Raw genomic sequence first — 23,602 nt, 5'->3', positions numbered from 1 at the left:
CCCGCCCGTCCTTTTTGGACGGGCGGGACGCCCATCCCACAATCTTGTGGAAGTTATTTAATTCTCATTCCTTAGCTAAGTCCGACAGGGGTTGAAACCCCTGTCTCATAGCTAAAGTCGTCTAAAGACGACTGTAGATTAATATTTGATATCAAGTCCGGGTTAAATACCCCCTCACTCTCTTAGTCTGCGGAGGCAGACTTTGTTTGACAAGGAGCGGTTTCAACCGCCGAACCATCTTTCAACCTACCATTTTCGCCCGCCGCTGGCGGAGGAAAACCGCCAAAAGCCCGATCGCACCTACCGTCAACAGTAGCCATTCTTCCGGTTCAGGAACCCCCGAAACATTCAGAGGATTATTCGGCTTACTCAACTGTTCCTTACCGGATTCTACCTCTCTGTCAAATCGATCGCTCTTAGCTTCCGCTGCTTTTAGCTGCTCCCTTTGCGCGTCATTAACTAACACAATCATCGAAGAATAAGGCGTCACCACTTTGAAATTTTTAGCTACTGCGTGCATCGCATCCAGTTGCGTCAGTTGATTTGAACTTTTCTGCTTGCTAAGTGCAGTTATCAACTGCCGCGCAGCTATCGGTTTAAAGCCTTCATTTCCGGCATTTTTCGGCTCTGCAACTGCCGCCGATTTTGCGGTTTTTTTCGACTGCGGGATTTTGGCATAACTCCAAGCATAGCCGTCAACAACGCTAACTGTAGATTCGCCCGAAGCTGCTGTTGTTGCTACTCGCTGCATCGCCTCTTTCATATCCGTAGCAACTCCACCACCGCTATCTTGAATAGCCTTTAAAGTAGCGTCGTCGTAGCCGGGGGGCAAACCTCCCAAATGCACTGTCCATAGGGGTGAAGAGATGGAAAGTTTAAGTTTGCGATCGTCTGACAATTCGTAGCTGTGGCGATCGCTCACCAAAAATACAGTATCGTAACTTTTATCGCCCCGCAACTGTGCAAACTGTTGCAGCATATCTTTGAGCTGGATCGTACCATAAAATGTCACCTTTGTCGCATCGAAATTGCGTACATCTTCCACAAACTTAGGTGGCATTCCCGCAGCGCTGGCGACATACAAATCAACAGTATTTTTGCCTGCTTCATTAGCTTTCAACCATTCAAAAGTCTCTTTTACTTCCTTACTTTCCGCCGCCATGCTGCGGGAAGTATCGAGAATAACTGCAAATTTCTTGCCTTGGGGTAACGAGTAATTTGCATCAGCCAACGGCTTAGCCGAAATGATATTTCCTCCCGGTAGAAGCGCCTGCTGCGCGGTTAGCGCTTGCTGTGCGACTGCGGGCAAAAAGGGTGGCAGCCAAGTTTCTCTTGCTTCTTTACCGCTGTATTTTACATCTTTCCCGGCGATCGTGCGGCGAGTATTTTGGTTCCAAAAAATGTTGCGTTTTTCAGCCAAAACAGGCATAGCCCAACCCTGCGGCTGGCGCATAACTTTGTAAGTAAGCCACAGGTGCATTTCCGTTGGCCCTTCTGTTTGGATAAATTCTCGTTTAGCCGGGATTGGAAAAGCCCGCAAGCGGTATTGTTTGGGGCCAATTTGTTCTAGCAAAGCCGGATCGACTCTTTCTACTACCTGTTGGTTGTAGACTTGCTGGGCCGCACCGCGAGGCGATACCGTAAATACAAAACGTTTGTTTAAATCCCCAGTATCTCCCAGCCAAACTCCTGTAACTGCGGCGCTTTCCGGCAGGGAAAAGTAGTAGAATACTTCTTGCAAGTTCGGCGTTTGATTTTTGTAAACTTCGTAGAGTTGAACGTCAGCCCAGTCGCCGTTTTCTTTGACTGTCACTTCTTGCGACTGCAACCACACTTTTTCCTCACTGACATTCAGCAAACCAGCTTTAGCTTCTTCCTGGTTTGAGGTTGACTGTACCGCGTGTTTTACTGCTTCGGTGTCGCCTTTTTGCAGTTCCGTATCGAAGAATTCGCCGTAGAGTTTTTCAGCTTTTTCTACATCAGCACTAGAGCCTTGATACAAAAACGGCGACATTAAAAAATTATAGCTGTTCTGCAAAGTTTTAGCCGCTCCGTCAGGCAAATTCAAACTATTTTTGTACATCTCATAAATGTGGTTGTTTTCTCCCACAGTGCTCAGGTAGCGGTAAGGCGACAAATAAGCATTGACTAAGCCAGATCGAATCATATCAGACTTGGCTAATAAAGTTTGGCGAACCGTGTCATTTGCGGGGGGAGTCGCCAGCATTTTCAGCGCTGCAACTTGTGGCTGCTGCTGCAAAGCCGAGAAAATAGCCAGCCAAGCTGCTATGACTCCCAAACTTCCGATTAGCGCTTTATTTTTCCCGTATTGTGCAGCAAAACTCTGCCATATTTTCCGCCCGGAATGAATGTAGAGAAAGCCGTACAGCGAAGGCATGACAACGAACAAGCTACAGGTTAAACCAAACAATATAAACGATAGGGGTAGCCAAATTAAAGCCCATGCCCAGGCCCCGTATCTAAACATATCCCAAAATGCTGATACCCATGTAAACTTGAAAAATTCAATGACTACAGTGAAGAATCCATAAAGTGTATACAATGCCACAGGTACAGCGTAATAAATCAGCAACGTTGCCGCCCAAATGCCAACTACTACCATTAAACTGTGACATCCTAATTGCAGCCACGCACTTCGCTTTTCTCCGATTAACCTGAAAAAACGAGGCTGTTTATTATGGGAATTCTGGGAATCGAAAATATTTTGAACATTTTCTCTTTTACCCAGATATCCGTACAGCATTTCCACTGAAAATGCTGCAATGCACAAAGCAATAGTAGCGATGATTTGAGAACTAGCTGGGGTGAGTTCTCGCAGCAGGAACAAGCGGAGCAAACACAGCAAAAATAGCGGTGCTTCTACGCCGTAAAACCAACGCATTAGCTGTAGGGGTTGCTTGCCGAAACGCCCAGCTCCTATTACAGTACATACAGTGGGTACTGCGATCGTAGCTGCCATCGTCAAAGAAAACTCTAGCGGGATAGTGCCCTCGATTGTCGCCATAATTAATGGCACTCCTATAATCGGCAAAATTCCCAAGTAAACAATCGATAAAAAAGTCAAATTCCACAGCCAAAAAATTGTTTTAAAAACTCCATCAAACACCTGTTTAATTTTCATTTATTTCTCCTTGTAAGCTTTGTTTAACGGTATCGTAGACGTTACTCGCAAACTCTTTTACTTCCTGATTCTCGGCTTGTAGCGAACTGTCAAATAAAATGGAAACTAGCACCCAATTGTGGTTTTTGTGGGTGAGGTCGCTGCCGATACGGGACATGAAGTTATCTGTAGTTAGCTGTGCAGATTGCAGCCAGTATGCTGCTGATAATTGGTTGTTTTTGAGAGACAGCCAGCGCGCTGTTACTGAAGGAGTTAGTTGTTTTTTTTCTATGCCATTGACGGGAATTCCGCTTGCTACAAAACACAATTCGGGGGCGTGATAAGTTTGCCAGGATGTGCTCGCTACTGTGAGCATGGAACCGCGCAAGTTGCCGGCGACAAATCTGATTTTTTGTGTTTGCGTGTCTGGATAGTTGCCAAAGAATTTTTGTTCGCTAGGATTCAGGGGAATCGACTCTGATTTAATGTATTCAGGCAATCTTAAAGGTGCGATCGCCATTTTTGCCGTTTCTACGTGAGACAGTTGAGCCATTACTGCCAAAACTGCGACTGCTGCAATTATTCCTGGTTTGGCTAAAGGGTGATTTTGCAGAATTTCTGAGTTGGGTTTGGCAGAAATACCGCTGGTTTTTTCTGGCTGAAATTTCGGTACTCGTTGCAGCATTAACCACGTCACAAAACAAGCACATACTAAACCGACTATTCCCAGAGGAACGTGCATAATTTGTGCTATGTTGGGCTGTTTAAACACTTCTGAAACCAGGACTAACACGGCAACCCGCGCAGTGTTAGCACATACCAACATTAAGAGATTAGCCGCGCCGACTGCTAGCCATCTTAAGCTCAATTTACGCCCTTCCAGCCAGGTAGCAGCTAGCAAAAAGAGCGTTCCCACTAAGAGGGTTTTAATGCCGCTACAAGGCACGTCCACGTGAGCGATGCCGTTTTCCAAAACGATAATATCGTAAGAAGAAATCGCCCCAACGTGCAGCATTGAGAGCAACTGTTCTACTACCTGAGCAGTAAGCACTCGCGCCGGCAAACCTAATCCGCTATTAAACTGACTGTTGAATGGTAAAATACAAGCCAGCAAGCCCGCAACTGGCAAGTTTTTTCGCCAAAAGTTCTGCTCTACCAATAAGCCGCACAGCCCGTAAGTTCCGAGGATAAATAGCAGGACAGTAACTTGTTTGATATCAATTATGTACTGAAGGGCGATCGAGCAAATACCCGCACCCAACATCAATAGCAGCGGATCTCGCCTCAAAACGAAATGGGGCGAAAATCCGGGCGGGCGATCCGAGTTCCCAATCGATCGCACTCCTAATGCTACAATCAGAAAGCCAATTACTATCTTGTACAGTGTGGGTATCTCAACAAACGAGGATAACAGCCACTTAACAGCCGAGATATTGGCCCAAAACCAAGCAAGCGCCAGCAAAAAAGGAGCCAGCCAAACCAAATAAACAGCAGGATGAGGAGTAACAGAATCTGGAATTGCAGAATCAGTGATATTGGTGCGCTGCATGATACCGCTTGACATTCACGTTGGTGACATCTTAGCTCAGTCAAATTGGTAATGTCCAGACCGATTATTTAAGTTTTGTCAAGCTTCAATTTTCTCTACAGAGAAGCTAGCGTTATAATAATTATTTTTAGCGGAGGTAAAAATGAGCGAAAAAAGCCCAGGATACAAAATTGTTAGCGATAACCGACAAGCGCGCCATCTCTATGAAATTATAGAGACATACCAAGTGGGAATCGAGTTGAAGGGAACTGAAGTCAAATCTATTCGGGAAGGAAAAGCAAATTTGCGGGACGGATATGGCTTAGTTCGGAACGGGGAACTGTGGCTGATCAACGTTCACATTTCGCCTTGGAGAAGTGCTAGCAACTATTTTAATCACGAACCCCGCCGCACCCGTAAATTGCTGATGCACAAGCAGGAAATTCGCAAATTAATCGGCAAAGTCGAAGAAAAAGGCTTGACTTTAGTGCCGTTAAAAATGTATTTGAAAGGCGGCTGGGTAAAACTGGATATCGGTTTGGGTAAAGGGAAGAAACTGTACGACAAGCGCGAAGATTTGAAGAAACGCGAAGACAAGCGGGATATGGAAAGAGCGATGAAGCAATTTTAGTCAGAGTCATTAGTCATTAGTCATTAGTCATTAGTCAGTAGTCATTAGTCAGTAGTCATTAGTCAGTAGTCATTAGTCATTAGTCAACAATTCCCCAGTCAACAGTCAACAATTCCCCTGCCATCAGTCATTAGTCATTAGTCATTAGACATCTCCGAAAAATCAACTAAAATCTTTGCTACTCGAAGGTTGAAAGTTAATTTATGGAGATGTTTATTAGTCAGGAGTCATTAGTGATTCATGATTGGTGATTGCTCATTAATGATTGGCTATTTTAAATCGAGTTCGGTTAATTACTCATCATAAAATTGTTCGATATACCCCGTTGAGAATTTTTAGGACTTCCATCGTCACTACAAACTTAATTAGAGTTATTTCACCGCAGTCCATCTTATAGAAGATTCCAGGTTGAGGAACTAAACCCCAGCTCGTTCGCTCCCGGTAGGGACACGGCCCAGGGTAAGTTCCTACACTTCATAAACGTGGAATACGCTGTATCTCCTCATAAAGTTGCATACTGTCGATCGACTGACCGCTGACTAAGTATTATTACTTAGGCAATGGGAACACTTCTACCTTCTTCCTGCTTCCCGCTTCTTTTTTCTGAAAATATCCGGATGGCTTGTGGAGCCTCATGAAAGATTAACCTATGCTCGAATACCTCTGGGTAGTGGGAGCATTACCCAAGCATTCGGCTGTGGACTGACAAACTCTTATCAGAAATGGGCTCAAACCTGAGTCATTTCGTAAGATTATGAGGCCATTAGGGTGGCAATTAAATCTGGCGAACAAAATATCGCTCAACTCTCAAGTTAAAAAATGCTAAAAATGACACCATTAGCTAACATTTTCAATGCCATGAAAGAGCCAGCAAAAAAGCATCACAACTCGAAGTGGGGAGCCTTCTTGCTGATCCTAGCAGTAGGCTTTGGCGGCTGGAAAATTGGGAGGCCGGAACTGGCATCTTTTTTTAATAATATCGCCTTTGAAAACTACAAAGCCAATCGATTGGCTGATACTCAACAAGCATATGAGTTAGCGCTCAGGGTAGATCCAAAAAGCCGAACAGCTCTTTACAATTTAGGATGGCTTTGCGAAGAGGTGCAAGATTTACAATGCGCCCGAGGAAAATATCTGCAAGCTGCAAAACTCGGTCTGCCTGCTGCTTACAGCAACCTGGCTAGGTTATATATAGTCGATCAAAAAAACTATCCGGCTGCCGTTCACTTCCTGTGGCAAGGTTTGAAATTAGCTGAGGACGATCGAGTAAAATATTCTTTACTCAAAAACTTGGGATGGGCTCGCCTGCAACAGGGTCGATATTCAGAGGCATTGCAACATCTGGATGCAGCGATTAAACTTGATAGTGAAGGGCCAGCAACTTACTGCTTAAAAGCGCAAGTCCTAGAAAAGATGAAAAATACTAAGGCAGCGCTACCGCAGTGGAAAATTTGTCTAAAGTATGCGGATTCTCAAGAATTCGATGAGGATATATGGATAGGGATGGCACGTCAACGATTAAACGAGGAAAAAACAAATAAATGAAACGCACAGTTTTGTTTTCATCAACCATACTGGCAATTATAACGGTACTGGAGCTAAGTCAAGCCTCAACAGCACTGCCAACTCCTTCGACTGTTAAAATTACAGTTAATGAATTAGTCGAAACGCCGTTCGACTCCAATCAATCGACGTGGCGGCGGTGCAGAGATAAAGATGGTGGAAAATATCCGTGTCCGAGATTCATCATGACTCCAGAGAGCGAAGAATAAGAGTTATTTTCAATAAATTTTGTAGAGTGTACCATCACCACTTTACAGCAACAGGTATGTAGTATGTAGTAGTAAGTATGCAGGGTGCGCGGTCCGCACCTTATAGCATTTGAGATTTGAGATTAAGAATTGAAGAATTGGAAATAACTTATGGCGATAATGGTTTGCAGCTTGCATAAAGCTGCATTCTTTTTTTGAACTGGTATAGCAATCCTCGCATCAGTTTCAATAACTGGTTAACTTCCACGCTCTGCCTGGGAACCGATGTAAGCGAGGCTCTGCCTCGGCCCAGACTATGGAGGCTCTTCCTCCGGATATGCGTTACCAGGCAGAGGCTGGTAACGAGTATAATCATTTAGGATTGCTATATAACTCCTAATCATTGCTGTATCGGCTATTGCTGGAATCCACACCGGGCGGGGAGAAAATCCCCGCCAGCAATTCTATCTACTCGCCCTCCGTCAAAGCTGAATCTTGCTGTTGGTGCGAGTTGCTGTAAAAACTAGCAATAATCGCCACCATCAACCACCAAAGCATATTAACTTCTGGCCGGTACCAAACTGTATCGACAAAACCGTGGGCCATCATGCCGGCTAAAGTTGCGATCGCCCCAATCAACCAAAACCCGTGATTCGATTTTAGATTTTGGATTTTAGATTGGGGATTTCGGGATTCTTCCTCTAAATTAGAGATGTTAAATTGTGCATCCCGCAGATTTTTGATCTGCAACAAACCTTGATTGACGGTGACAGTCATCAGCCACAGGAAACACATTAAACCCATAAAACCGGTTTCCACCACAATTTCCAGCAGCACAGAATAAGCGCTCAAAGCAGTGAATCTCGGCTTCATATAAAGCGGATAAACTTTATTAAAAGCAGTGTTTCCCGGCCCAATTCCGAGGATTGGCCGATCGCGAATCATGTCAATCACCGCCGTCCAAACATTAATCCGAAAATTGTTACTGCTGTCACCTCGGCCGATAAACATACTCGAAACTCGATCGCGCAGAGGCTCCACTAAAGCCACTCCTAAAATTAACGCCCCAGCCAAACCTCCTAACCCTAGCGGCAGCGCCCAAGTTCGCCAGAACCGAGGCATCAAAGGGCTGTACCAGTACCACAGCAGCACTAAAAATACCACCAGTAGAGCCACAAAACCGATCCAAGCACCCCGGCTGTCCGTGTAGCGCAAACACGCACAATTCACCACCAGCATCGTCAGCGCTAAAATTCTTGTTCCCCATCCTTTCCACACAAAAAGTGCGGCGGCGCTCAATGCAATGGCCGGCAGTAAATAGGAACCAAGCAAGTTAGGATTTCCCAAAAAGCTGTAAACTCGCGTGACATTGGCTTGAGTAGAAGTCGGATCGTTCCAAGTAGCTAATGGCGGCACTTTGTCAATCCACTGCCGCACGCCGTAGAAACTGACAATTAAAGAGACGTTCAAAAATACGGCAATTAACCACGATCGCCAACGGGGATCTCGCAATATCCGAGCCATCAGCGCAAAAAACAGCAAATACAGCGTTAGCTTGCTCCAACCAGTAGCAGCGGCGACTTTCACCGGCGACATCGCCGTTGCGACGGTGGCAATCCCCCAGTACAGCAGTACCAGCAAGTGAATCGGCGTGAAGGGGATCGAGCGATCGTCCGAAACAGTCAGCAGCACCCAAAATGCAGCGCTAGCCGCCATCAACACCCCCACCAAGGCATTGTTTACAAACGGCGCCAAACCGAAAGTCAAGGCCAGCAAAACAAAACCCAAGGGTTCTGCCCACTGCATCAGCCAGCTACTCTGCCGCCAACTGCGTAAAGAGCCGATCGCCAAATTGAATAAATAACTTCTACTTTGCCACTGAGAGAGCGGCAAATTTGCCAGAGTTAATTGTTGCCAAACTGAATTCATTTTTAGATTGATTATTGGTAATTGGGAATTGGGAATTGGGAATTGGGAATTGAGTCTAAAAGCATCGACAATTGGTAGTAAGCTGTTACGCATCTAAATTGTATTTTTGGGCGGGCGACACGCTAGGGCCCCTACTCCCCACAAGAATTTGCTCGAATTTGATTGTCAAATGTAGATGCGCCTCAGCTTAACTCGCATCTTGAACCATTCTCGATTAAGGCTTTTGGGGTCGGCTCCACCCAGAATAAATTTCTTGTGGGCGGGGCACGCGAGCCCGCGCATAAAAGCCTTATTGAGAATGGTGCAACATCTCAGTATTAATTAACAAATGACTTGTTTCATCTTCCTTCTTCTTTCCATCCGTTACATCCGTTAGAAAATCCGTTGCCGAACTTCCTTCTTCCTTCTTTAGCCTTCCAACAATTCCGTAGCATTTGTGCAGGGCAACCAGAGCACGTAGCGATATCCAGATTCCGGGGTTCCTTGAATTGAGAGTTGACCGCCTTGAATTTCCACCAATTGGCAGCAAAGCAGCAGCCCCAAGCGTTCCCGCGCCCCGTAACCAGCTAACACCGGTGCACTATCCTCTGCATTCTGCGCCGCCAAAGCCGCCAACTCAGAAAACGCCAGCGTTAATCGCTGCGAACCCTGTGTCGGGAGTTGCGGTTCTCCGGGAGAGTGGGTTTCGGAGTTCGAGGGCGAACCGCTACCCGCTCCGACCTTCAACAAGTAGTCGGAGTAGAGTTTAGCATGGGGCAAACTTTCCCCTAACCAAGGATGAAAAACCCAAACTCCAATGTTGATACCCTCTTCTTTCCGAGAAACGTGGACTCGAATCACGCTGCCTGCCCCAGCAGATTGAATAATGCTAAAAATTAAGTGGTGCAGCATTTGCTGAACCTTATCTTTATCTACCAACCAGATGCGCGACCCGGGCCCCACGGACAAATTAATTTCTTGCTCTCGTCTACTTGCCACCGACGACAGGATTGTCACAACCTGCTGGCACAAAGTTTCTATATCGACTGCGGTTCGCTTCAAGGTGAAAGCGGAATCATCTAGTTCTGCCAGTTCCAAAATTTCTTCAACTAGCGATCGCAAAGAGCGGCTGCTGTCTTGGATCACGTCAATATATTCTTTTTGCTTGCTCGTTAAGGGGCCATAAATTTCTTGTTTCAACACGCTTGCCATGCCGAGGACAGAAGTGAGCGGTGTGAGCAATTCCTGCGCTAAATTATTCAGCAGTTTTACCTTAATTGAGTTAGTAGACAAATCGATAGGTTTGTTAGTCATCGCTAATTTTTATTAGTTCATGGTCGAGCGAGGGTTTGCGGTTCATTAGACCTATTCCAAAAGTCTATAACAATCTGTTTATAATTCGCCACATAAAAATATAGGGAAGAAAAATATATATTCCTTCTTCCCTGGAAGCTCTTCCTTATCTGAGTAATTAAGATTGAATCATTGCTTCTAAAGCTGATTGCAAGTCTTGAGTGAGTTCGGCAACTGCTAACCTGCGGCTGGTTTGATATCCCTCCCAACGATCGCTCACTGATATGGGTTCGCCTACGGTCATTTGTACCTGCTGTTTGCCCAACTTCGGCCGGCCGAAAGGATTTCCCCCTTTGATGCGAGCCAGTACGTCCCACAGCAGTAAAGTTGTTTCTGCCAAACGTTCTGCTGTCAGTTGTTCTGCGACGTACCTGCCGGTGACGGACACGAAACTTTCTACAAGTCTCATGTGCCACATCCGAAGACTTGCTTCTTCAGCGAGGCGATCGGCTAATCCTCTTTCTAAGGGAGAAAGTGCTGCAATATCTTTGATATCTTCTCGATAAATATACTCCCAGCCTGCTTGTTCCAGACGGCGGCAGCGGTCTATTAAACTGCCTTTGGGCTTTAAATTAAAATATTCTTCTGCTACTTGCAAACCCACGTCTAACAAAGCTTTCAGTCGAGCTATCATTACTTCATTACCAGAATCGTTTGCCGTTTTTTCTGGGAGCGATAACGATGTTAAAATAGATATTTGTGGCGGGAATGTTTTATGATAAAAACGGCTGTAAAACTCTTCCATCACTGCTAGCAAATGACCGCCCAGTCGGATAAGGCGCAGATATTGGAATTGGTGATTTTGGTTTTCGGAATCAGGATTGACCGTCTCTAAATTAGCGATGTCGGTGCGTTCTAAGGGTGGCAGTCCGCAATCAATTTCTAATTGAGTTAAAAGTTTTTCTAGGGGTTGCCAAGGTGGGTTGACATAGCGGTATTGAATGCCGATCGGCACAATTAAAACTTTTTCAGTGCGTCCGGCTTTCAGCAAATCTTCCAGGCACCAGAAGCCCATTTGAGCAATTCCCGGTTCGAGGGGGCTAACGATTTCATTGTGACCGTTGGTGGCGCCTTCTGGGGCGGCGGCGATCGGGAATTGGCTGTTGGCAAATAAATTGCGGGCCGATCGCAATCCTACGCGATCGATCTTACCGCGAACAATGGGAGTGCCACCCAGTTGAGAATACAACCAGCCGACTCCCGCACCGGCCCACAGGGGAATGCCGCGATCGTAGATAAAGTGGGAATGTACCGGGAATTGCAGGGGAATGCCTTTGGCCCGCGCCGCCTGGGGAACGAGTTTCCAAATTAGTTGTCCCAAACAGTAGGGATCGTCTGAGTTGGGGTGGCGGAAGGCTAGCAAGAAGCGAACTTTCTGATTTTGAAATTGGTGGAATAGTTCGGCGAGGGTTTCGACGTTTTCGGCTTGAACGTGGCTGATACTCGTCCGAAATCGCAGCCACCAGGGGAGTATTTGCTTACAACCTTGCATCACTAGCGGGTTGTAGGCTGGGGGTATGAATTCCAGCGGCGGCTGAACTTGGCTAATTGAATTGGGCATTTTGCGATTTTAAATTTTAGATTACTAGGCTGCGGTCAAAACTTCCAATTTTTATTACAATGCTGAAGTTTTTTTTATTAACCGCAGAGGACGCAGAGGACACGGAGGAAGAGAGGAGATAGCAAAGCGTGTCAATTTAACGTCAAAAGTATTACCTGTCTGGGATCGGATATTATGTCCAGTCGATCGACCACAATATTTTGGTCGGGGCGGGTTTAGGGGATTTCTGGCTTATATTACAACTTGGGGTGAGCCCGCCCACACAAGAATTACGATTATTTTACAGGACTAGATATGAACCCATCATCTTTTTTACCCCACTGTCCTTGACAAGGGGGAGTAGGCAGGGCTGTTTCATTCTCTTGTAGGGGCAGCCCCCCGTGGCTGCCCCCATGTCCCAAACGCCTGTGCAGTCGTCTGTGGCGGGGTAGGCACGGGGAGTAGGGGTAGCACTACCCCTACAAAATTCATGTTTTTGGTGAGAATGAAACCGCCCTGGGGGAGTAGGGGGTATGCGAGGGGGTCAGAAACTCGACTAAAAACGAGATTTATCCTCAGTTTCAGCCTTCAACGCAGATTTTTGCACTCTAAAATCTAAAATCTAAAATCCTATTGTGCGGCTTCAAATATCATTTCTTGGAAGTTAATGACATCCGATCGCGGATCGCAGTGGGTGACTTTGACTTCTAGCCGATCGCCTATGGCGACCGATCGACCAAATCGCATTGCCAATTCTAAACCCAAATCTTCCAATAAAATCAATCCGAGATTGCTGTCTTCCCTCAGCCAGCGCAGCATTAAAGCTTCCCAAACTTCATCGGGGTTGCGCCGCAAATATTCCAATCCCCAATAGCGGTTAGTTTGGCGTTCGACGGTGGATGCTTCTTTAACTGCGGTGCCGAGACACATCACAATGTCCTGTATTTCTTGGGCCGAAAAAGGTAGGGCTTCGCCCCGCAGGTGGGCTTTGATTTGGAAGTGAGCCAGCAAGTCGGTATAGCGGCGGATCGGGGAAGTAACTTGAGTGTATAATTCCAAACCCAAGCCGGCGTGGCGTCCGGGGGTGAGGCCCATTTCGCTGCGGGGCATACAGCGGCGCACGGCGCAAGCGCGGGCGGGGCCTGCAGGCACGGCCAGCAGTTCTTCATCGGGAGGGAGTTCGGGCTGTGGCTGATAGCGGTAGGGTATGGGCAGGCTGTGAGTTTGACCGTAGCGGGCGGCTAGTTCCCCGGCTAAAATCATCATTTCGGCTACTAGCATCCGGGCTGTGGAGTCGTCGATGACGTGGATTTTGATGTCGTCGCCGTTGACTTTGATGACGGATTCGGGCATGAAAATGCTGATTGCGCCTTGGGCTTCCCGCCATTTTTGCCGCAGTTTGGCCGCAGAGGCGATCGCTGCTATTTCTGGTTCTGCTTCGATTCCCAACTCCAGCATTTCGTCTACGTCATCGTAGGTTAAGCGGTAGGTGGGTTTTATGGTGCTGATGTGGATGCTGTAATCTTGAGCCGCGCCGATTTCGTCTAAGGTGACGCTGAAGCTGAGGGCGCTGCACTCTTTGCCTTGAATTAAACTCATTGGCCCGGTTGCCAAAGCTGGGGGAAACATGGAGATCATTCCCGTGGGCAGGTAAACCGTAGTGGTGCGCTTTCTGGCTTCGAGGTCGAGTTCGTCTCCGGGGGAAAGCAAGCGGGTGGGATCGGCGATGTGTATCCAGATCCGCTGCTGGCCGTTTTCGAGGAATTCTAAGCTGAGGCCGTCGTCGATTTCGGTGGTGCTTTCGTCGTCGATCGTGTAAACCTTGAGGTGAGTTAAATCGAGACGATTTGTGTCGGAGTCGGTTGGGGGATTTTCTAGGCAGCGTTGGGCCACTTCTAATACCTTTGCGGAGAATTGTAGGGGAATTTGGCTTCGCCGCAAAAACAGGTTTTCGTGGGTACTCCACAGGCCGAGATCGACTAGGAGCCCAAATGCTGCTTCGGGGTTTTCGGATCGTTGTAAGCTGGCTAAAGTTTCTAAGGCCGGGATACGGTGCGTTGCTTCTTCTCCGAGGAGGGCAAAGCGTTCTAGGGCGTCGAGGCGAGTTCGATCGCTATTTTCCCAATCTACATTTTCCCCTGCCAGCCGCTGTTTAACTCGCTCCCAAAATCCTTGGGATTCTTGGTGTCGCTGCTGTTCTACTTCTTGCTGGTGTTTGATTTCGGCTACTTGGGCTGCCGATCGCGGTTCGTAGCGATCGCCCTTTTGTTTGAAATACAGTTTGTCTGTTGATAGCAAACAGTAGGCCGCGTAACATTGGGGCGGACTACTCTCAGAAAATAGCAGTATTGCCAGGGATTCGGGATCTGCTGTTTCTCCGTCACCGACTAAAAGTTCCCAAGCGACTTCCAAACTCGACGGATCTGAGTATGCTTCTACTTCTTTGAGAAATTTGGGAATATCGGAGGGTTTGTAAGTTTCTCCGACTACTTCGTAGCTGATTTGTTTGGGCGGTATGCTGTGCGGTTGACCGTTTTCGTCTACCACGACCCAGTTTTTCTTGCCGTCGGGGCGATCGGCAACTGCCAGACGGCGGTCGCCGTGCACTCTAAATTCTACTAACGTTCCCTTCTCCACTTGCCAGCTTTATATTTGAGATTTTGGATTTTTACAGTAGCCACTTATCGAGTTTCGAGCTTGCGATTTTAGATTTTGGATATTGGCAATTTTTCTGGTCAATTTTGCAAAGTTAAAATCTAAAAAGTTGTTCTTTTTTTGCTGATTTTTTAACTTTTGACTTGTGATTAAGACTTGCGCTGCCGAGACTCTTAACCCTATTTCGCGATTATTTCGCTGCCTTCTTGCTGCACTATTAATGACAGAAAGACGTTCTTTTCGCGCAAGTCTTATTCCCAGTCCAAAATCTAAAACCCAAAATCCCAAATCCTGTTAACCTTCTTGGTTTACGAAGGGCATCAAAGCTACAATTCTTGCTCTTTTGATGCTTCTGGTCAGGTCTCGCTGCTGTTTTGCCGTCAAACCGGTAATCCGGCGGGGCAAAATTTTACCGCGTTCTGTGACGTATTTTTTGAGCAAATCGACATCTTTGTAGTCGATCGGGTCTCCTGGTTTGATGGGCGAAACGCGCCGGCGAAAGTAAGTCATGGTTTGTTGTTTGTTGACTGTTGTTTGTTGACTGTTGACTGTTAGTTTTTAGTTATTAGCCGTTAGTTGCTAGCCGTCAGGAAAGCATTTGTTAGTTATCTGCTTTTCGCGGATCAGTCGATTTTAGATTTTAGATTTTAGATTTACTCCACAAATGAATCTGGGAGATTGAACCTTCGTCTAAAATTTTGCTATCTCCTATCAGGATTGTCGGGGGATTTTACCCGTTTTTGGGCGGGTTCAATATCAAGTGCCAACAACTGATGACTGATGACTAAGGACTAATGACTAATCACTACTTGATCTCTTTGTGGGCAGTGTGGCTGTTGCAATGGGGGCAGAACTTTTTGAGTTCCAGCCGCGCCGTCGTGTTGCGACGGTTCTTGGTGGTGGTGTACCGAGACACGCCTTTTGAGCGTTTGCTTACGTTTGTACGGCACTCAGTACACTCTAGAGTAATTATGATGCGGACGCCTTTAGCCATAATTCTAAATAAATTTCGACTAATTTAAACACAATTTATTATCTTCTCACATTGCTCTGCACTTGGTCAAGCAATCTTCTAACTTTGATGTCGAGGGAGTAGCCGCGGCGGGTTCCGACGACCATCGTCCCCCCGATGCGATCGTGGAAAGCTTGGGGAAACCTTTCGCCGGAGTTGAGGGCAACGCTACAGTCGATCGCCAGGGGCAGCATCAGCAGCAAGACGGCGGCGTTGGTAGAGGTGAGCCCAGCTATACCTGCGAAGGCTAAGGCGGCGCAAAAGCCCAGCAATGCCTCGCGCTTGCACAATTCTTGCACTCCCGGAGTCCGTAGGAATCTGGTATCGGCAACTTTCATGTCCAAAGCCCAGCGCCCGATACTTTGACCTTGGTTTTTCCTGACGATGGCTACGCGCAGGATCAGCCACAGCAAAACAAAAAATATGGTTTGGGCGATCGCATTAGTGCCCAGAAGCAAACTGGGCAGCCAAACTGCGATTCCGTCAATGCAGAAGGCCGCTGCGCGGCGGCCGACTGATACTTTGGGAAGAAGGGGCACTAAATCGGAACTCATAGGCAAAAAGGTCGATCGCTACTAGCTACTTTTTCATATTAAGCTCTCGATTAATCGATCGGCATCAATGGCGCGTAACTCAACTTCTAAGCCAACCGCTAATTATTCAAGCAGAAAATGGATTTTCGCCAATTCCCAACTGCTTTTTCGAGTTTTCCACCTCTTCCCAGAGTGTTTGGATCTGAGTAAATGCCTGTTCCACAGAGATTTTACCGTTAGATGTTAAGGAACTGATGTAACCCACGCGCTGAGAAAACTCTTGTAAATTCGCATTAAATACTAAATTCTCTGGCTTTACTTCACCGTAATAGCGAGTTTGAGGATATAAAAAATTTGAATTGGCTACCATTGCTTTAACCTCGCCTGAAAACTTGTTTCCTGAACTAATCAATATTATAAACCACGATCACCTGCTAAAGTTGTGTTGCAATTAGCAGAAATCATGTGACATTTGGCGAACTTTTTTGTGATGGCAATTACACCGACAGATGAGGGTGACAAAAACCTCAGTAATTTCACATATACAAATTACGCAGGCGGGGTCAACAACCAGGTTTCTGCCTTAAGGCTTATAACTTCGGATTTGGCGTCTAAACCAGGTTTTTGTTAGTCCAGGACTGAGTTATTGAAATAAGTGACAAAAACCCCTGAAATGGATAATATTATGGCAGACATAAATAGTTAGAGTTTTAGTAGGAATCTGCGTAATGTATCCAAATGCGCGTGAAGCGAAGCTATCCCGAAGGGAATCGCCCCGTCCCAAACTCCCGAAGCGGCAAGTGTTAATCAGACTTCCCATCGCCGTAATTGCTGGTATTATCATCGCCTTCAACATGCCTCACTCCTTAATTCCCGTGTTTAAAGAATCCGTATCCCAAGCAACGCCGCCACCAGAAATCCAGAACCTGCTCGCCGGCAAGCGCAAAATTGTGATAGTGGGCGACAGCATCACCGAGGCCGGGAAATACCCCGGAGGTTACGTTTGGCTGCTGCAACGCTATCTCAATGCCCTTTATCCCGATCGCAAAATCGAAATCGTCAACGCGGGGATCGGCGGTAACAAGTCAACTGATATGCAAGCGCGCTTCCAGAAAGATGCGATCGACCAAAAGCCAGGTTTAGTGATGATTAATGTCGGAGTCAACGACGTTTGGCACGCTTTCGTCGACTTCCAAAAAAATCAGTTTTATCCGCAAGGCAACTCGCCCACGGGAGTGCCACTGGCAGAATATCGGGAGAAAATAACTCAAATGGTGCTGGCGGCAAAAGCCGCAGGAATTCGAGTTGTACTGCTTTCTCCTACTCCGATAGGGGAAAATCTCGACGGCCCAGAAAATCGCCGGTTGCCAGAGTATATTGCCGCGATGCGAGAAATTGCGTTAGAGAATCAGTGCTTGTTTATTGATTTGAATGCGCCTTTTCGGGAAGTTATCGGCACGTATCAAAAGCACGCGGGCAAGACTGTGAATTTGTTGGCTGCTGATGGAGTTCACCCGAATCCGTCGGGGTATCAAATTATGGCTTTTACTATTTTGCGAGGTTTGGGAGTACCCGCAAATGATATTGAGAATTTAGAAGTCAAAAAGTGAATATTTGAATGTAGTTGACTGTTGACGGTTGGCTGTTAATTGAAAGTATCGAAGCTACAACCCCCCTGATTTAGATCGGGGGTAACTTATTCCAATCTAAAATCATTCAATTGGCGGATGATACCGCTTCAACCAACAACCACCAATAATCACCAACGCCACAACAACAATAATTTCCGTCCAAAAAAACGAAAGGAAATCGCTGGCAGTTCCCACCGGAGGCACCCCCGGTTGAGCGTTGCGAATAGCGGGAAAAGCAAACAGCATCACGGCAGTCCAACTCAGCATTCCCACTTCCGGCACTTTGCCCGATTTCATCACTTTTAATGCTAGCAACAAGGCCATAATTGACAGCACCCACATGATGACAATAATCACTAACGCAAAGAATTTCACCGGCAGCGATCGAGTTGCATAAACATCGATATAAATAAATATAGATGAATTCTCTTCCATCGGCTTATAACTGATGTCGAAACCGGGAACATCGGCATGGAAATTAAATTCCAGCGGCACGGGATTCAGTTCAAATGGAGCAAACTTTTTCCCAATCGAAGGCAGCGGGTCGATGGAAATAGCTACTTTAGCAATGTGCTTGTCAAACGGGTAATTGTTAATTTTTCCTTTGACTAAGTTAAACTTCAATGCAGGGACAATCATCGGTTTGCCTTCTTTAAAGGTAATTTCCGAATCCGGTACATTTGCGCCGTTAACTGTCATTAACAAGTCTTGAGCCGGGTAAGTTGGCCCTTTTTTATAGATACCTTTGAGTTCAAACTGCAAGCGGGCTTCTAATTCGTTTTTAATGGGGTCAACGGCAATTAATGTCATTTTAACCTCAACCAAGCCTTTGGACGCTACAGCGCCTTCGGGAGATAAATTGTAAGGCTCTTGGGCGTTAGCATTGTGAGAGTAAATAGATAAGATAATTGCAAAGATTACCAATATACTAAAAATGAAAATAAGTAGTTTTTGGAGAGGAATTTTGTTGACAGTTTGCATTTACTAGGTATTTTTATGTGTTAAATTGTTGTTAGTATTTCCCGCAGTCCGCCAGGGGTTTAAACCCCTGGCTCATAGAAGACAGTCGGTTAAAACCGACTAAAGAAACTCGATCGATAATAAATGTTGGTTTTAGTCCTCTTTTAGAGGACTTTCGCTGTGAGCCGGGGGTTTAAACCCCCGGCGGGCTGTGGCGAGCGGCGCAAGAACCAGGCGAATCAACGCGCAACTAGGAACCGATAGGAAGCAGTACATTTGGTGTGAAACTGCCATGCAAGCCGTAGGGAATGTGCTGTTTTAAATGCAAGCGCGCTACAGGGCCTTTGGTGATGTCGCGAGCATCTAAAATTACTAAGGTCGATCGATGATTAGCTGCATCATACATTAAAACCAGCAGCCAGCCGTCATCCTCAGCCGTTACACCTTCAGGCGAGACGCCTGAACCACGGGGAACAAACACCGGTTCCCCCGCAAAACCGCGCGGCGCCGCACTCCAAATTTGCCTTTCACCAGTCACGAAATCCATTTTGAGGATAGCTTGCAAAGGAGCATTTCCCGTGGGAGCATCAGCAGCACCGATGTAAAGATATCGGTAAGGTTGTCCGACATTATTGGGATGCAAAGTGGGAAACTCGCAGCACCGAGTTTCAACAACTTGATGCTGTACGGTTTTGTCTTGCAAATTTAACTTAAACCGCCACAATTCCCCCGCTGGAATGCTCTCAAAATCAACCTCGCGAAAATCGCCGTCTGCTTCTACAGTGGGAAATGATTCGTAGCAAACTGAATCTACAAAAACTTCGTCTCCTTCTTCCCATGCGTTGCAGTGGTGGAAGACAAAACAAGGTTCGGTTTCTAATATCTTCACCTCGTCAGTGCCGTTGCGAGGAATTAAAATTGCTTGCGTTGGCTTGTTTGGCGAAAATTGAATGCACTGGGATGCACTCCGAAATCCTAACACGAAAAGCAGCGGATTGAAGCTGACGGGATTTTGGAAGAATATGCAGTAATTCGGGGTAATTACCATGTCGTGCAGGAAGGCAAAACCCGGTATTGCATGGGCGTGACGCTGCAAAAGTTTGCCGCTTTCGTCGAATTCGTAAATCGTGATGGTACTCGACAAACCGGGCTTGACAGAAAAGTTTACTAATCTGTCTCCTTTGCCATTTTTCCCTTTTTCAATTCTGGGGTGGGCGGCGAAGGCTTCACCGGGTTCCAAGATGCCGTCTAGGGTGTCTAAGCCGAGTGTTTCTAGGGTGCGGGGGTCGAGTCTGTAGGGCTGTGCTGCTTCCCAAAGTGCTAGCAGTTTGTCGCCCCAATAAATGATGTTGGTGTTGGCAATGTTTTTGATTTTGACATCAAAGATGTTGGCTAGCGGGCCCCCCGGTTTCTGTGTGCCGAAAACGCCTCGGTGGAGGATTTTTCCGGCTTTTTGTTCGGCGAGATAGCCTTCTGTGCGGACGAATCGGTTGCGGAAATGGGCGCGGCCTTGGGATATTGCGATCGCACAAATCATCCCGTCGCCGTCAAACGGGTGGTGGATGCGCTGGCCGTTGACATCTAATAATCCGGGCCCGTTGCGAAAGAATGTGCCTTGCAAGCCGGCGGGGATTTCGCCTTCTATGTTGTCAATCCAGTAGTCGGATTCGTTGGGTTGGGATTCGTAGCCGCGCTGCCAGTCTGTGCGATCGTATGATACGTTTTGAGCTGCGCTTGGAGATGCGGAAAGTTGTAAGTCTTGCATTGGTGTTACGGGAGCGAATTTTTTAACCGCAGAGAGCACAGAGGGCGCAGAGAGAAGGAAATTCGGAGAATGGGGAAACACAGTTAAATTCATCCGTGTATCCGTGTCAAAATCCGTGTGTGCTTGCCTTTATTTGCTATCTGCAGTGCGCCTTTGTGACCTTACTGTGGGTACTAAGTCGGGAAAGTATTCGGGCATGAAATGCTGTCCGCCTGGTTTGGAACTGCCCGGTTCTGGTTCTAATACCGGGAGAGACTTTTGAGAGTTTGGATCGCTGCTTTCTGTACTCTCGGCGGGCAGCCAATTTAAGAAGGGTAGGGGCAGAAGTGTGGACAGGTTTGTGATGACTATTAGCAGCCAGAGGTTATCGAAATTGCGATCGGTAATTCCTAGCAAGTGGGTCAAAAGTGCGCCGCCTTCGTGGGAAATAAGTCCTGCTAAGTTGGTAACTGACATCAACACGGCAAATAAAGTTGCTTCGACGCCTGGGGGACACAATCTGGCGGAGAGTACGAGCACCGGCATATAAGCAATTTGTCCGATTACTGTCAGGATTAGGCTGTCTCCTATGCTGAACCATTGATCGTCAATTCCTAAAGCTCGGTTGGCATGAGTTACTAATAATAAAGTAGTCATGCCCAAAGCTGTCGCTATGACGGTTGACCAGCCAAAAATTACTCGAAATGGAACTGTTTTGAGGAAGCGTTGAAACAGCCAAATGCCGGCGAGGGAGGCAATGCTGGTAACGAGGCGCACTCGGCCGAGAAACTCTGGTTGAAAGCCTAATTCATTAGTGGTGAAAAAGAAGAAGGCGGAGTCTGAGCTTGGGGTGGCTTGCCAGAGGAAGAGAAAGGCTGTGGGCAGCCAAATTGTTTTTTGGGTAACAGCTTGCCGTAGTTGTTTGAATTGGTCTTTGACTGTTTCAAAGTCGGTTCTTTTGCTGGTTTTTTCTTCGGCAATTAACCAAGCTGTGGCTGATACAATTAGCGGGAAAGATGCGGTGATTAAAAAGATAGTGTGGGTGCTGAAGTGTTGCAGCAGGGAACCGCTGAGGTAGGCGGTAATTAGTCCGCCTAGGGCTGCAGCGCCCCAAGACAAGGATTGCAGGGAACCGGCGTCGGTAACGGATTCTTTTCTGGCCCTTTCGACTACCAGGGAGTCGGCGATTACGTCGCTGACGGCTAGGGATAGGGAACTCAGGGCGATCGCGCCTGTAGCTGCCAGCGGTGTGTGTACAATTGTTGCGAGGCTCACCCATGCTGACGTTCCCAGCAGCCCGGAAAGAACGATGTAAGGGCGTCTGCGGTAGCCGAATATCGGCAACCCGTCAGACATAAAGCCGAACACGGGTTTGATAATCCAAGGCAGGGCGACGACGCCCAACATTGCCGAGACTTCTGCCGGACTCATACCTAGTTCGTCTTTGAGAAAGAAGCTGACGGCTAAGCGGGCGAGTCCGAGAATGCCTTGGACGAAGTAAATCAGTAAGATGGCTATGAGTTCGGGGGTTGGCTCATTCCCAAAGAATACTTTTTCTTTTAAAGATTCTTTGAGTTTGCTGACGCCGGAGGGGGAAACGAGCATTTGAGCAATATTTCTTAATGAATCTCAATATTTATAACACATTCTTAATGGTTTGCGGGAACTGTCGGAGGTGGGATGCGAAAGTGACGGGGAGGTGGCAGCCACTATAAAATTGTGATGAGCTCGAATTAAAGGATTTGTGGTAGCAATGAAAGCAGAAATTAGAATTGTCTTTCTGGCAGTGGCTTGGATTTTAGGAATGGGGAGTAATTTAGCCTTAGCAATACCTGTTGCTAACAAGCAAGGTGATTATCCGGTGCCGCCTGCGAGACAGCGGGGCAACAGGCAGGTAAATTGGTTGGTTGTTGACTCTGATTCTAAAGGGTTGAATTGCCGGATGGCTCAGAGATTTCGCTCAATTTCTGTAGACGGTTTGGATGCGCCTGCTGAGTTGTTTGAAAGAAATAAACACAATGTTTCGCAGTGGCCTGTCGTGACTGCGTTTCGGCGCGGACAGCGCTTGGAAGCGGTGACGGGAAATAATGCTAATCAAATTATGATTTCTGACAATCAAGGCAAGGGTTGGCTGCCTGTTTCCACGGATAAGGGTAATTGTTTTGTGCGGGCGAACAGCCGTTTTATTAAACCGATTCGGGAAAATCCTACGACTTTGAAACCGTTAGAATAAGGCAGAATGGAAACAGGAAAAACAAAGCTTAGATTATACAACTTATATGCAAACCGCGAGCAATTCTCAAACCCTAACAATCCAACTGTCTCCTGAAGACAGCGAAAGGCTTTTGGCAGAAGCAAAACGCCGTCGAGTTGATGCCAACAGCCTAGCCGAGATGCTGCTGCACGACAGCTTAACCCAGCTAAATCCAGTTTCTTTGGCTGATATTAAATCTTTGGAAAAATTGTACAGCTTCCGGGGAGAAACAGAAATATTGCAGTTCCTAGAAAAATATCAGTTTTTGATTCCCATATTGCTGGAAGCACCAGACAAAATTTCCAATTACTTCCCCGGTAAAAAGTTGTGCCTTGAAGTTGAGGCAGACTCGGAATTTATTGACTCCGCGCAGCTATTTCTGGATATTATTATTGATGGTGACGCCGATGAAATCATAGACGAGGCACTTGACAAAGAAGAAAAATTATCTGAGGATTGGTATTTACCTCTGCCGTATGAGGTGCGGAGAGTTTTTAGTTGTGGCGTGCGCTAATAATGACTTTTGACTGGTCGCAGTACCTGAATCTAGCAAAAGAATTTCTCGGTCAACCGACTCCTCCTGCCAATCAAGAAGCCAAAATGCGATCGGCTATCAGTCGGGCATATTATGCAGCTTTTATCAGTGCTAGAAATTACTTGCAGGAAACAGAAGGGCATTCTATTCCGAAAACGGCAGATGCTCACAAGTATGTTGTGCAGCAGTTCAAACAGAGTTCGGACGCCGATCGTAAAAATATAGGGAGGAACTTGGAAAAGTTGAGGAGGGATCGAAACGAAGCAGATTATAACAATAATGTACCCGAACTGTTCAAGATTAGCAAAATAGCTGTCAAGCGATCGCAGCGGGTGATCTCTCAGTTAAGCAACTTATAAACTGTCAAGTTTTAAGCCTGATCGAATCACTGTTTTGATAATTATTTTTTTGATTTCACCGGGTGTAAAATTTGGATTTGCCTACTT

21 protein-coding genes are annotated in these 23,602 nt (G+C 46.6%); 7 read left to right on the top strand and 14 right to left on the bottom strand.

Features of this window, described 5'->3' with window-relative positions:
• Positions 1 to 241: 241 nt before the first annotated feature.
• Positions 242 to 3,142, bottom strand: coding sequence for a TIGR02921 family PEP-CTERM protein (locus QUB16_RS17745; RefSeq protein WP_333318031.1), 2,901 nt, complete (start codon positions 3,140 to 3,142; stop codon positions 242 to 244).
• The gene (xrtO, locus tag QUB16_RS17740; RefSeq protein ID WP_333318029.1) at positions 3,132 to 4,685 is read right to left on the bottom strand and encodes an exosortase O; all 1,554 of its coding nucleotides are present in this window, start codon (positions 4,683 to 4,685) and stop codon (positions 3,132 to 3,134) included. The genes QUB16_RS17745 and xrtO overlap by 11 nt, the downstream gene beginning before the upstream one ends.
• Positions 4,686 to 4,812: 127 nt before the next feature.
• On the opposite strand from xrtO, the gene smpB reads away from it, so the two are divergent.
• From smpB to QUB16_RS17725, 3 genes are all read left to right on the top strand, one after another.
• On the top strand, positions 4,813 to 5,280 hold the full coding sequence (gene smpB, locus QUB16_RS17735) for an SsrA-binding protein SmpB (RefSeq protein ID WP_006631384.1): 468 nt from the start codon (positions 4,813 to 4,815) through the stop codon (positions 5,278 to 5,280).
• Between the two features lie 828 nt (positions 5,281 to 6,108).
• Positions 6,109 to 6,825 (top strand): tetratricopeptide repeat protein, encoded by a 717-nt coding sequence (locus tag QUB16_RS17730; RefSeq protein WP_333318027.1) that lies wholly within the window; start codon positions 6,109 to 6,111, stop codon positions 6,823 to 6,825.
• Positions 6,822 to 7,052, top strand: coding sequence for an Osc7112_2153 family protein (locus QUB16_RS17725; protein WP_333318025.1), 231 nt, complete (start codon positions 6,822 to 6,824; stop codon positions 7,050 to 7,052). Before QUB16_RS17730 ends, QUB16_RS17725 begins: the two co-directional genes overlap by 4 nt.
• A gap of 447 nt (positions 7,053 to 7,499) precedes the next feature.
• Here QUB16_RS17725 and QUB16_RS17720 read toward each other — a convergent pair whose 3' ends face one another.
• The 9 genes from QUB16_RS17720 to QUB16_RS17680 form a co-directional block, all read right to left on the bottom strand.
• Entirely contained in the window at positions 7,500 to 8,960 is a 1,461-nt protein-coding gene (locus tag QUB16_RS17720) for an IctB family putative bicarbonate transporter (protein WP_333318034.1), read from the bottom strand.
• Positions 8,961 to 9,368: 408 nt separating this feature from the next.
• Positions 9,369 to 10,253 (bottom strand): histidine kinase dimerization/phospho-acceptor domain-containing protein, encoded by an 885-nt coding sequence (locus QUB16_RS17715; protein ID WP_333318023.1) that lies wholly within the window; start codon positions 10,251 to 10,253, stop codon positions 9,369 to 9,371.
• A gap of 157 nt (positions 10,254 to 10,410) precedes the next feature.
• Positions 10,411 to 11,853: a 1-acyl-sn-glycerol-3-phosphate acyltransferase gene (locus tag QUB16_RS17710; RefSeq protein WP_333318022.1), complete on the bottom strand. Its 1,443-nt coding sequence runs from the start codon at positions 11,851 to 11,853 to the stop codon at positions 10,411 to 10,413.
• 609 nt (positions 11,854 to 12,462) lie between these two features.
• On the bottom strand, positions 12,463 to 14,469 hold the full coding sequence (locus QUB16_RS17705) for a ribonuclease R family protein (RefSeq protein ID WP_333318020.1): 2,007 nt from the start codon (positions 14,467 to 14,469) through the stop codon (positions 12,463 to 12,465).
• Between the two features lie 9 nt (positions 14,470 to 14,478).
• Positions 14,479 to 14,775 carry a hypothetical protein gene (locus QUB16_RS17700; protein ID WP_333318018.1) on the bottom strand — a complete coding sequence of 99 codons (297 nt, stop codon included), beginning with the start codon at positions 14,773 to 14,775 and terminating at the stop codon, positions 14,479 to 14,481.
• 6 nt (positions 14,776 to 14,781) lie between these two features.
• Positions 14,782 to 14,997, bottom strand: a complete 216-nt coding sequence (rpsR, locus tag QUB16_RS17695; protein WP_006631377.1) for a 30S ribosomal protein S18 — start codon at positions 14,995 to 14,997, stop codon at positions 14,782 to 14,784.
• A 295-nt stretch (positions 14,998 to 15,292) separates the two neighbouring features.
• A complete protein-coding gene (rpmG, locus tag QUB16_RS17690) occupies positions 15,293 to 15,481 on the bottom strand; it encodes a 50S ribosomal protein L33 (RefSeq protein WP_006631376.1) in 189 nt (62 codons plus the stop codon).
• A gap of 38 nt (positions 15,482 to 15,519) precedes the next feature.
• Entirely contained in the window at positions 15,520 to 16,053 is a 534-nt protein-coding gene (locus tag QUB16_RS17685) for an RDD family protein (RefSeq protein ID WP_333318016.1), read from the bottom strand.
• 106 nt (positions 16,054 to 16,159) lie between these two features.
• Entirely contained in the window at positions 16,160 to 16,402 is a 243-nt protein-coding gene (locus QUB16_RS17680) for a DUF7219 family protein (protein WP_333318014.1), read from the bottom strand.
• Positions 16,403 to 16,832: 430 nt separating this feature from the next.
• Between QUB16_RS17680 and QUB16_RS17675 the strand changes: the two genes are divergently transcribed.
• Positions 16,833 to 17,642: an SGNH/GDSL hydrolase family protein gene (locus QUB16_RS17675; protein ID WP_333318012.1), complete on the top strand. Its 810-nt coding sequence runs from the start codon at positions 16,833 to 16,835 to the stop codon at positions 17,640 to 17,642.
• A 102-nt stretch (positions 17,643 to 17,744) separates the two neighbouring features.
• On the opposite strand, the gene QUB16_RS17670 is transcribed toward QUB16_RS17675, so the two are convergent.
• The 3 genes from QUB16_RS17670 to QUB16_RS17660 all read right to left on the bottom strand — a co-directional run bounded on the left by QUB16_RS17670 (position 17,745) and on the right by QUB16_RS17660 (position 21,972).
• Complete coding sequence (locus tag QUB16_RS17670; protein WP_333318010.1) at positions 17,745 to 18,644, bottom strand: DUF4436 family protein; 900 nt, start codon at positions 18,642 to 18,644, stop codon at positions 17,745 to 17,747.
• Positions 18,645 to 18,873: 229 nt separating this feature from the next.
• On the bottom strand, positions 18,874 to 20,388 hold the full coding sequence (locus tag QUB16_RS17665; RefSeq protein ID WP_333318008.1) for a carotenoid oxygenase family protein: 1,515 nt from the start codon (positions 20,386 to 20,388) through the stop codon (positions 18,874 to 18,876).
• A gap of 129 nt (positions 20,389 to 20,517) precedes the next feature.
• Entirely contained in the window at positions 20,518 to 21,972 is a 1,455-nt protein-coding gene (locus QUB16_RS17660) for a folate/biopterin family MFS transporter (RefSeq protein ID WP_333318006.1), read from the bottom strand.
• A 148-nt stretch (positions 21,973 to 22,120) separates the two neighbouring features.
• On the opposite strand from QUB16_RS17660, the gene QUB16_RS17655 reads away from it, so the two are divergent.
• The 3 genes from QUB16_RS17655 to QUB16_RS17645 are packed head-to-tail and all read left to right on the top strand — an operon-like array spanning position 22,121 to position 23,515.
• Positions 22,121 to 22,600, top strand: a complete 480-nt coding sequence (locus tag QUB16_RS17655) for a hypothetical protein (protein ID WP_333318004.1) — start codon at positions 22,121 to 22,123, stop codon at positions 22,598 to 22,600.
• 46 nt (positions 22,601 to 22,646) lie between these two features.
• Entirely contained in the window at positions 22,647 to 23,135 is a 489-nt protein-coding gene (locus QUB16_RS17650) for a hypothetical protein (protein ID WP_333318002.1), read from the top strand.
• A gap of 2 nt (positions 23,136 to 23,137) precedes the next feature.
• Positions 23,138 to 23,515, top strand: coding sequence for a HEPN domain-containing protein (locus QUB16_RS17645; protein ID WP_333318000.1), 378 nt, complete (start codon positions 23,138 to 23,140; stop codon positions 23,513 to 23,515).
• The last annotated feature ends 87 nt before the right edge of the window (positions 23,516 to 23,602 follow it).

Source organism: Microcoleus sp. D3_18a_C4 (assembly GCF_036702415.1).
Lineage (GTDB): Bacteria > Cyanobacteriota > Cyanobacteriia > Cyanobacteriales > Microcoleaceae > Microcoleus.
The sequence above is the reverse complement of the archived record's forward strand: the minus strand, read 5'-3'. Positions and strand labels throughout refer to the sequence as shown.